Below are 8,528 nucleotides of genomic sequence, written 5' to 3'. Positions count from 1 at the left end.
CGATCAGGGCACCGCGATCGACGCCGCCTGCCGCATCGTCATCCTCGAAGACCAACTCGCCGAAGCCCAGCGGCTCAACCAGCAATCACGCCAACTGACAACCAGCTAGCCACCGCCCGCCGAGACCTCCTGACAGGCAGATCGACAGGCCCTGCTGGTGCCGGCGCACCTGCGCTTCGGGCTCACCCACACCCAGCTCGCGGCCGGGCTCGGGATCACCTCGATGGCGGGCTCCCGAGGATCAGGGCTGGGCGGCACCCTCGCGCTCGGCCTGCCCTGGCCGGGTGGGCATTGCTACCGGGTCGCGGCGTGGCACTCGTCGCCGTCGGCTCCGTCAGGTGGTTCGCTGACCGACGTGTCGGCGGGAGCGGCGTGGCCGGTGGGGCCAGGTGTGGGTGTCGCGGGGTTCGGCGTACGGCTCCTCGTCCGCGGGCAGGCCGCCGGCGACGGCGCGTTCCCGGGCGATCTCGGCGTCGAACTCCAGGCCGAGCAGGATCGCCAGGTTGGACAGCCATAGCCAGACCAGGAAGATGATGACTCCGGCGAGGGTTCCGTAGGTCTTGTTGTAGGAGCCGAAGTTCGCGACGTACAACGCGAAGCCCCCGGACGCCGCGAGCCAGATGACGACGGCCAGGGCACTGCCCGGCGTCAGCCAGCGGAAGCCGCGCACCCGCACGTTGGGCGCGGACCAGTACAGCAGGGCGATCATGAGGATCACGAGCAGGACGAGTACCGGCCACTTCGCGTAGGACCAGGCCGTCAGTGTCACGGCCAGTCTCAACGGCAGGACCTTCCACGCCGGACGCCCTTCGGGAATGTCGTAGACGACGTTCGCGGCGCGGATGAACGCGGCGATGTAACCGGAGGCGGACCACAGGGCGCCGGCCAGGCCGACGACGGCCAGGATCCCACCGGCGCCGGCAGCGACACCAGGACCAGCAGCGCCGGGAAGTCCGGGCCGGTGCTCAGCACCGGCTCCTCATCCCCCCGGTGCCGTCTCCAGATCGCAGCCATGACCGATGCTTAGCCGCTGCGGCGCCCGCAAATCCTCTCCTCCGTACCGTATCCAGCCCTCCCGGCGCGTGGTCGGCTTGTCAGGCGTGCCTGCCCACGCCGGTGCGGATCTCCCGCAGACGGCCCGCGGGGGTGTCTGGTGCGAGAGCGGCGGTGTCCCCTCCGGCGCCTTCCCGCAGTCCGGTGAGGAGGCTGCGGAGGGCGGCGTGGGAGTCGTGCCGGGGCGTCCAGCCCAGTTCCGTCCTGGCGCGGGTGGTGTCCATGAGGGGCAGGTGCAGGACGGCGTCGAGGAGCCCTGGGGTGGCAGGCACCAGATGCAGGCGCCAGGCCGCCGCGAGCGCGGCGCGGGCCGCCCCCGCCGGTACCCGTACGGCGCGGGCGCTGAGGGCCTCGGCGAGGGTCCGGCTGTCGACCACGGGCTCGGCCGCGATGTTGAAGGCCCCGCGAACGGTCCGCGCGGCGGCGAGCCGGTAGGCCTCGCCCACGTCCTCGGAGTGGACGACCTGGAATCTCAGCCCGGCGAGATCGGGAACCACGGGTACCGTGGCGGCCCGAACCAGCCCGCCGGGCAGGAGCGGCCCCGCGAACAGGCGGCGTTGCCGGCTGGCCGCCCGCCGTTTGAAGACGAACCCCGGCCGGAGCCGGACCACCCGCATCGCCGGATGATCGAGCTCGAAGGCGTCGAGGACACGCTCGACGTAGGCCTTCTCCCGGGTGTAGGTCGCGCCTGGCCAGCCGTGGGTCGGCCAGGTCTCGTCGACGGTGCGATCCTTCGGTCCGGGGGAGTACGCGCCGACCGACGAGGCACACACGAGAGCCGGCACACCCGCCCGCGCCGCCGCGTCGAACACCCGGATGCCGCCGAGGACGTTGGCCTGCCAGGTCGCCGTCGGATCGTGTGTGGGTTGGAACAGCCACGCGAGATGGATGACCACGTCGGCGCCGGCGAACACGGGGAGCAGGTCGTCGCGGGCAACGTCGGCCGGCACCCAGGTGGTCTTCTCCGCAGTCCAGCGAGGTGGTCTGCGGGCGACACCGGTGATACGGGCGATCGCGGGCGAGCGGGCCAGGGCCGTCAGGACGCTCGTCCCGACGTTGCCCGACGCGCCCACGACGACGACGGCGCCGCGCCCGGTGGCGGACGTTCCGGTGGTGGATTCGGATTGGCCGCACCGCCAGGATCGCCGCTCACGAGCGTGCGAAACGTGGTGGGACCGGCCGCCGCGCGGCAGGTAGGCGGCCCGTCGCCAACACACCGCAATTGACTGATCGTGATGGGTGGCGGGTCGGGTGGGCAGCCTCGGGCTGGTGCCCCCGCGCAGTCCCCCGACTGGGAGCGGGGCCGGTGAGTTGCGTCAGCCAGTCCATGCGCTGACGTGACAACTCGCATCCCGGCCGGCTGCCCGTCCTCGACGCTCCGGCCCGCGGGGGCGTACCGTTGAGTACAGCGGACTGCCTGCACGATCACGTCCGGTGTCAGTACATCCCGGGTAAGCCGGGGCTAATGGACGGATGGTGCGGCAATGTATCCCCAGGTCAGGCCCGGGCATGGCCCCGGCGGAGCGTCAACCGCCCGCGTGGCGGACCCTGCGAGCTGCCTGCCTCGCCCTGCCGTTGCATACTTGCGGTGATGAGCCAGTCAGCGGTGCCCAGACGCCATCTGCCCACCAGTCCGTTCAAGGCTCCCGTGATCCCGCCGTGTCCTCAGTTCGCTGAGGGCGACCGGGTCGTACACGACGCGTACGGGCTCGGCCGGGTAACCCGGGTCGAGGGTACGGCCGCCGTCCTCGTCGACTTCGGGTCCCGGCAGGAACGCATACCGAGCCCGTTCGAGGGGATGTCCCACCTCTGAGGCCGTGCGGGCGCGAACAGGCGCCTGCACGCCGCGGGACGGTTCCCGCGCGCGGGAACACAGGCGGCCCCGAAGGGGCGCGTCGCCACCGGAGGGCGTGTCCGCCCGACGGTGACACTCCATGATCTTTTTCTGCCCGTCTCGCCGTTCGTCACGGCGACCCCATCCGAAAGCGTGACCTCTCATCGACACGATCTCGCTCCCTCTCTTCTCGGCAGCGGAGCCGGTACGGCCGCTGCGTCGGCAGGCGCCTCCGCCGCCGACGAACCACCCCTTCCACGCGCCGGACTTCGGGCGCCTCGCGCCGGCGGCGCCGGAGGACATGGATCTGGAGCCCGCGGCTCCCGCTCCCGTCCCCGCAGCCGCCGTGCGGACGCGGCCCCACGACGGCCCGCGCACCCGGCCGGCCCGCCGCCGGCCCACGCAGCCCCGCCAGCACGGAACCTCGGGCCAGCACCGCTGAGCCCCGTCTGACCTGGCGCCCCGCGGCGGATCGCCGACCTCGCGATCGGCGATCCGCCGGGCCGGGTGATCAGTTCGGACGGATCAACAGGGCCGGGCGAGCCGCCGGGACGTCAGCCCGGCTGACCCGGCCGGCCGTGCCCGTGGGCCCCGGGGTGCTCGACCGTCGGAAACTCGTTCCCGGGGGCTGCGGGGGAGTGGGCCCGCACGGCCTCCGCCCGGGCCAGGTCCAGGACCACCTTCGGGGGTAGCCCGGCCGTCGCCGCCACCGCGACCACGTCGTCGTACTCCACCGAGGCGTTGACGACGGCACCGCGCGACGAGGCGATCTTCACCCGCACCTCCCCGCCCGCCACCGCCACCCGCAGCTCGCGGCGGGCCAGCGCGGACTTCGTCACCGTGTGCTCGCGGACCCCGATCGACGTCGTGTGGCTGAAGATCACCTGCCGCAGCCGGTCGGCCGCGGCGGGCTCGCACAGCACCGACAGGACGTGCGCGGGCCGGCCCTTCTTCATCAGGATCGGGGTCAGCCAGGCGTCCGCCGCGCCGCCGGCGAGCAGCGCCCGCAGCGTCGACGGCCACAGCCGCGGGTCCAGGTCGTCGACGTTCGTCTCCAGCACGACGCTGTCGCCGTGGCGGGCCCCGTGCGCCGCCGCCGGCCCCGCCAGATCGGCCCGGCCGACGACCAGCCGGGTCACGTTCGGATGCCCGTCGAGATCCCGCCCGCCGGCGCCCAGCCCGATCGACGTGGTGCGCATGAGCGGCATCGGACCGAACTCCTCGGCGAGCGTGACGGCGAGCGCCACCCCCGTCGGCGTCGCCAGCTCGGTCTCCACCGGGCCGCCCGACGCCGGCGCCCCGGCCGCCCGCAGCAGCTCCAGGACGGCCGGCCCGGGCAACGGGATGGCCCCGTGCGCCGCGCTGATCCGACCGCCGCCCAGCGAGATCGGGCTGCACACGAGCCGGTCGATCCCGAGCGCGTGCAGGCCGGCGACGGCGCCGACGACGTCCGCCAGGCTGTCGAGCGCGCCGACCTCGTGGAAGTGCACCTGCTCGATGGGACGACCGTGCACCCGCGCCTCGGCGGTCCCCAGCGCGCGGAACACGTCCGCGGCCCGGGCCCGTACGACCGGGTCGAGGTCGGCGGCATCCAGCAGCCCGAGGATGTCGGCGAGCCCGCGCGCGTGCGGGCTCGGCGCGCACCGCACCAGAACCTGGGACGCCCGCAGCCCTCCGCGCTGCACGGTCCGCGCGTCCAGCCGCACCTCGTCGGGCAGGCGCAGCGCCGCGACGGCGGCCCGCAGCACGGCCAGGTCGACCCCGGCGTCCAGGCAGGCACCGAGGAGCATGTCGCCGCTGATCCCGCCGGTCGCGTCGAGCCAGCCGACGATCCCGGTGGACGTGTTGCCTGTCATGCCCCCATCATCGCCCAGCGGCCGACGGTCAGATCTCGTCCCAGGGCACCGAGGCGTAGGCGCGGCGCAGCGCGGCCAGCACCGTCTCGTTCACCGGGACCGGTGTGGTGTCGATCCGGTCGACGGGCACGATCCCCCGCGCGTTGGCGACGAAGGCGGCCCGGAAGTGGCCGACGTCCGCCAGCCGTACCGGCTCCCGTCGGGACTCGAGGAGCGGGCCGCGCTCCTCTCCGGCCGCGGCGGCGGGCACGATGGTGGCGGTGGCGGGCGCCGTCACCGCGGTCGCGGCGGCGGGGACTTGATGTGCGACAGGCTCGGCGGTGGCCCCGGGGCGCAGCCGCTCGTCGAGCAGCGCCATGGTGACGCCGACCAGCGACGGGCCGTCCGGCCAGATCACCCTGGCCGGCGACGCGGTGACGAAACCGATGTTGGCGACGGTGGTCTCGCAGACCAGGCCCTCCCCGGTGACGAGCAGCGCGTCGTCGAAGCCGCGCCCGCGGGCCAGCCGGCCGAAGTGGATCTGCCCGAAGCTGCCGACGTGCTTGATGTGCGGGAACGGCCGCTGGTAGCGCAGCGAGCACAGCCGCAGCGGGCCGGCGGCGGGCTCGGCCGGCGGGCCGATCGAGACCAGGATCGAGACCGACCCCGTTCCGGTGGGAAAGACCACCGTCCGCACGGTCGCGTCGCCGCTCTCCGCCGGGCCGTGCGGGGCCGGGGTGGTCGCCAGCGCGTGCCGGATCCGGTCGCGGACCAGGCCGCCGTCCAGGTAGGTGCCGTAGAGCTCCTGGTTGGCGCGGTCCAGCCGACGCAGGTGCAGTGCCAGCCCCCGGACCCGGCCGGCCCGGACCTGCATCGTCGTGAGGTGGCCGTCGTTGGCCAGGGCGAGGTGGCGCAGGTCGTCCACGCCCGCGGGGTGGCCGTCGACCTCGACGTGCGTCAGCGGTGTCATGTCCACGGAACCCACGGTAGCGATCTCTCCGCGCCGGATCGGGCTTTCGGCGGGCGCCGCCGGGATCCGTCGGCGGTCCCCCGCCCGGGCGCGAGGATTGCGCCGGCAGCTGCCGAAGTCGTTGCGGATACAAGGTTGCGGCTGGGGGAACGGTCCCCCGGATGAGGGCCGGCGAAGCGCTCCGGGGAGGATGTTGTTCCAGCAGCGGCGGTCACCCGCACCGCGTACGGTGTCAGTCCTAGGAAGATCGCCCGTGCCCCCGGCCGGGGCGCGGGTGATGATCGCAGCCGTGATGGATGGGGGCCCGGTGACGTCCGAGACAAGCCATGCCGACCCGACGACCCGGCCCTGGTCACGCAGCGGTCCGGGCCGGGCGGCGGCCGCGGAGACGTCCGCGGCGAACCTCCTCGACAGCCTGAGCGAGGTGGTGTTCCGCACCGACGCGGAGGGCCGCTGGACCTACCTGAACCGGGCCTGGACCACCCTCACCGGCTACGACGTCGGCCCGAGCCTGGGCGCCCGCTTCCTCGACTACGTCCACCCCGACGAGGTCGAGTACACGACCGCGCTGTTCATGGGCGTGGTGCGCGGCGGCGCCGACCACTGCCACCACGAGACCCGCTACCGCACCCGCCACGGCGGCTACCGGCAGGTACAGATCCGCGCGAACGTGCTGCGCGGCCCGTCCGGTGAGGTGCTCGGCAACACCGGCACGATCCTCGACGTCACCGACTCCCGGCTCGGCGCCGAGGCGGTCGGGGAGCACGCCACGCTGCTGGAACTGATCACCGCAGGCACCGATCCCGAAGAGCTGCCGACGGGCGTCGCCGTCTACGACCGCGACCTGCGGCTGCGCCGCGGCTCGCCGGTCGTCGACCGCCTGGTCGGCGCGCAGCTGCTTCCCGGGGACCCGCTCGACCGGCTGGTCGAGCTGCTGCACCCCGCTGACTGGCAGACACGCTCCCTCGGTGGCGACTGGGGCCTGGTCGCGCTCGCCCTGCGCACCCGCCGGGCACAGCTCGGCGACCTCGAGCTGGCGGGCGAGCGGGGCACCGGCCGGGCGCTGCGCGCCTCGGTGATCCCGTTCGACCAGGGCGGTGAGGAGATGGCCGCGCTCGTCCTGTCCGACATCACCGACCTGCGCCGGGCCGAGCGCCAGCAGGCCGGGCTCGCCCGGCTCGGGCAGCGCGCGCTGGCAGATCTCGACATCCCGACCCTGCTCGTCGAGGCGGTCGGTCTGGTCACCACCACCCTGGACGTCGCCGTCTGCGACGTGATCCGCCGCGAACCCGCCGGCGACCGGGCGAGCCTGGCCGACGGTCCCGAGCGCGCCGGTCTGCCCGACGGATCCGCCAACGGTTCATCCACCAGCGCCGCCGGTGGTGCTGGCGGGCCGGGTGCCGGTGCGTCCGATCCCGGGCACCTCGCGCGCCTGACCGACCCGTCGGTGCCGACCGCGTCCACGMAGCTCGGCACCGGCCCGATCTACCTGACCGGCACGCTGGCGGCCGAAGCGAGCTCACTCGTCCACCTCGCGCTCGGCGTCGACGAGCCCGTCGTGGCGAACGACCTCGGAACCCGTCCACACCTGCGCAGCGGGTGGTCCGACGCCGGAGGCGCGCAGGCGGCGCTCGCGGCCCGGATCGGCTCGGCCCGGTCACCGTTCGGCGTGCTGGCCGCGGCCAGCACGCGTTCGCGCCGCTTCACCGGGGAGGAGGCACGCTTCCTCCAGTCCGTGGCGAACATTCTCGGCGCGGCGATCGACCGGGACCGCGTCGAGCGCCGGTCGCGGCAGCTCTACGAGGAGGCCCAGCGCGGCCGCGCGTGGCTGGCGGCCAGCGCGGAGATCACCGCCGGCGCGCTGGTGGCCGGCCAGTCCCAGCAGGCCCTCATGCTGCTCGCCTCGCTCGCCCGCGGCGTCACCTCGGCGGACGTCGGCGCCGTGGCACTACCCGACGAGGCGGGCAACCTGGTCGCCACCGAGGTCGACTCGGCCCCCCACCGCCACTCCGACCCGGAAACCCTGCACAGCCTCGCGCTCGCACTCGACGCGGCCGAGAACCGTCCCGAGTTCCTGGCCGGACGTCCCGTGCACGTGGGTGATCTCGACGCGACCGACGCCTGGAGCGGCCCGGTCGCCCTGACCGGACCCACCGACGCCCGGCCGGAACCACGCGGAAACGTCCCCGCGGCAGCATCGCCGACCGCCCCCGCCCCCGCGCCTGGGTCGGGGCGGGCGGCGGCCGCGGGCCTGCCGGACGGGTCCGCGGCGAAGGGACCGGACGGCCCGATGGCGGTGGCGCCGCCGCCGATCCCGCCGGATCCGCGGCTTCGCGAGGCGCTGGTCATCCCGCTGGTCGTCGCGGACAAGCCCCTCGGCGCGCTGGTCCTGGGTAACAGCACCGAGGGCGTCCCGTTCGCCGGGAACGACCCCGAGCTGGCCGGAGCATTCGCGAACGACGCCGCCCTGGCCCTCCAACTGGCCGAGGCACACCGCGAGCGCGCCCGGTTCGCGGTCTTCGAGGACCGCGAGCGCATCGCCCGGGACTTGCACGATCTCGTCATCCAACGGCTCTTCGCGATCGGCCTGCACCTGCAGTCGCTCACGCGGGCCGTTGGCGACGTGACCGCGGCCCGCCTGAACGCGGCCATCACCGGACTCGACTCCACCATCGACGACATCCGTCGCACGATCTTCAAACTCCAGCCGACACCGGTAGGCGCCTGATCCCGTCCCGGCCTGTCGGCCCGGCTGCCTAGTGTCCCGGTCCGGAGATTCGCGCGCAGTAGTGTCCGATCGCGTCGATGATCTGGTCGGCGGTCCTGGTCCACTTGA

6 protein-coding genes and 1 pseudogene are annotated in these 8,528 nt (G+C 74.1%); 3 read left to right on the top strand and 4 right to left on the bottom strand.

What is annotated here, in order from left to right:
* Nucleotides 1-109, top strand: a pseudogene (locus BBK14_RS39625) (MerR family transcriptional regulator); the annotation flags it as partial.
* 225 nt (nt 110-334) lie between these two features.
* On the opposite strand, the gene BBK14_RS05660 reads toward BBK14_RS39625, so the two are convergent.
* Nucleotides 335-781, bottom strand: coding sequence for a YihY/virulence factor BrkB family protein (locus BBK14_RS05660; RefSeq protein WP_476739385.1), 447 nt, complete (start codon nt 779-781; stop codon nt 335-337).
* Between the two features lie 313 nt (nt 782-1,094).
* The gene (locus BBK14_RS05655; protein ID WP_071060128.1) at nt 1,095-2,126 is read right to left on the bottom strand and encodes an NAD-dependent epimerase/dehydratase family protein; all 1,032 of its coding nucleotides are present in this window, start codon (nt 2,124-2,126) and stop codon (nt 1,095-1,097) included.
* A 533-nt stretch (nt 2,127-2,659) separates the two neighbouring features.
* Between BBK14_RS05655 and BBK14_RS05650 the strand changes: the two genes are divergently transcribed.
* Nucleotides 2,660-2,866, top strand: a complete 207-nt coding sequence (locus tag BBK14_RS05650) for a hypothetical protein (protein ID WP_020572307.1) — start codon at nt 2,660-2,662, stop codon at nt 2,864-2,866.
* A gap of 575 nt (nt 2,867-3,441) precedes the next feature.
* Here BBK14_RS05650 and larC read toward each other — a convergent pair.
* Entirely contained in the window at nt 3,442-4,743 is a 1,302-nt protein-coding gene (larC, locus tag BBK14_RS05645) for a nickel pincer cofactor biosynthesis protein LarC (RefSeq protein ID WP_071060127.1), read from the bottom strand.
* A 28-nt stretch (nt 4,744-4,771) separates the two neighbouring features.
* On the bottom strand, nt 4,772-5,692 hold the full coding sequence (locus BBK14_RS05640) for an aminotransferase class IV family protein (protein WP_241831186.1): 921 nt from the start codon (nt 5,690-5,692) through the stop codon (nt 4,772-4,774).
* Nucleotides 5,693-5,999: 307 nt separating this feature from the next.
* On the opposite strand from BBK14_RS05640, the gene BBK14_RS05635 reads away from it, so the two are divergent.
* Nucleotides 6,000-8,420, top strand: coding sequence for a PAS domain-containing protein (locus BBK14_RS05635; protein WP_420849128.1), 2,421 nt, complete (start codon nt 6,000-6,002; stop codon nt 8,418-8,420).
* Nucleotides 8,421-8,528 lie beyond the last annotated feature (108 nt).

Origin of the sequence: Parafrankia soli, from assembly GCF_001854695.1 — a bacterium.
Taxonomy (GTDB): Bacteria; Actinomycetota; Actinomycetes; order Frankiales; family Frankiaceae; genus Parafrankia; species Parafrankia soli.
This window is presented reverse-complemented; position numbering and strand designations above follow the sequence as displayed.